General features: G+C 45.4%; 2 protein-coding genes. One reads left to right on the top strand and one right to left on the bottom strand.

Translation table 11 applies throughout. From position 1 onward, the window contains the following. Positions 1 to 44 precede the first annotated feature (44 nt). Positions 45 to 956, bottom strand: a complete 912-nt coding sequence (locus HMPREF0027_RS11190) for a DDE-type integrase/transposase/recombinase (RefSeq protein ID WP_005625410.1) — start codon at positions 954 to 956, stop codon at positions 45 to 47. Positions 957 to 1,144: 188 nt separating this feature from the next. Here HMPREF0027_RS11190 and HMPREF0027_RS12270 point away from each other — a divergent pair. Next, positions 1,145 to 1,326: hypothetical protein (locus tag HMPREF0027_RS12270; protein ID WP_208853670.1), on the top strand; the 182-nt coding region annotated here is incomplete at its 3' end.

Here is a 1,326-nt window from a genome sequence, read left to right on the forward strand (position 1 = left end):
TGTAAAACACAAACATCATTTACATTTCTCCCTAAGGAGATCGTTTACATCGCGTTTGAGTGCCATTGAGTCAATGACACGATTTTTTGTTCTCGTTCGTGAAACTCACCCAAGAGCAAAAATCGGTAATAAATCCGCCAAATACCGTCTGCATAAGGCTCAAAAGCAATCGGTTCTTTGGCTAACACTTGGCTAAGGTAATAAGTTTTACCTTGCCACTTAATTTCGCCGCTTTGTTTCACTTGGCGAAGGATTTGATGAGCTTCATATTCATAAGGCTCAATCTTGCCGGCGTACTGCTGCTTAGACGGTTGGTAAAGCTTGGCAGGACATTGGCGATTGAGTCCTTCGTGTGAACGGATGTTGTTGTATTCTTGGCGAAAATCGTCAAAAACGGCTTGTTGTTCACTTAATGTCTGCTTCACGCTGTTTGGGCGTTTAAGCAAGAAAGCTTTCAGGCTACGATGCATTCGCTCGTGTTGCCCGTTTTGTTCAGGATGCGAGGGCTTAATTCGTTGCGGACGAATACCGAGGTCAATCCACCATTTAGAGAGCCGACTAATACCACCTAATGCCATTGAAGCAAAAGGTGTGCCGTTATCAGAACGGATTGACCACGGCAGTCCAAACTCACTAAACAAGCGGTCGAAAACGGTAAACACATTGCAAGCCCTGGTACTGGAAAAGCTTTCGCAGGCAAACAAGTGATGGCTAAATAAATCCGTTACGGTGAGCGGGTAACAAAGCTGTTTGTTGCCGAGTGCAAACTCGCCTTTGAAATCGGTACACCAAACGGCATTGGCTTCAAGGCAATTACCGAAAGGCATGGTATCAGCAGAAGTTCTGCGTTTACGCTTGCGAGGCTCAACCAAGCCAGTACGAGCCAAAATTAAATCGCCGGTACTATCCGCCGGTCGTTTGACGGATGGATAAGTTAAAGCAAAGTAGTCGAGCAACTTTTTCGCCCCCTAATCAGGGCGTTTAAGCCGCTCGGCAATGAGCCACTCAACAATCTATTGTGGAGTGGCATTCGGGCTGTGGAGTGGTTTACGAGAAAGCTCTCTCAAACCGTCAAAGCCCACCTGCTCGTGGCGTTTAATCCATTTATCAGCAGTAGTCGGCTGATATTAAACTGCTCACACAGTTGAATTTTAGTATAACGTCGGGACAACCACGCGTTGATGAACATCACTCGTTGTTCCATTACATTCGTCTCTTTCCAAGGCATTGCCATTCTCCGTTACAGATTTTGGCAATCAGTTTAAAGAAAAATGTAAACGATGTATTTGGGGTAATGTGTAAAGGATGTTATCAGGTTGTACCCCC

This window comes from Actinobacillus ureae ATCC 25976, assembly GCF_000188255.1.
Lineage (GTDB): Bacteria > Pseudomonadota > Gammaproteobacteria > Enterobacterales > Pasteurellaceae > Actinobacillus > Actinobacillus ureae.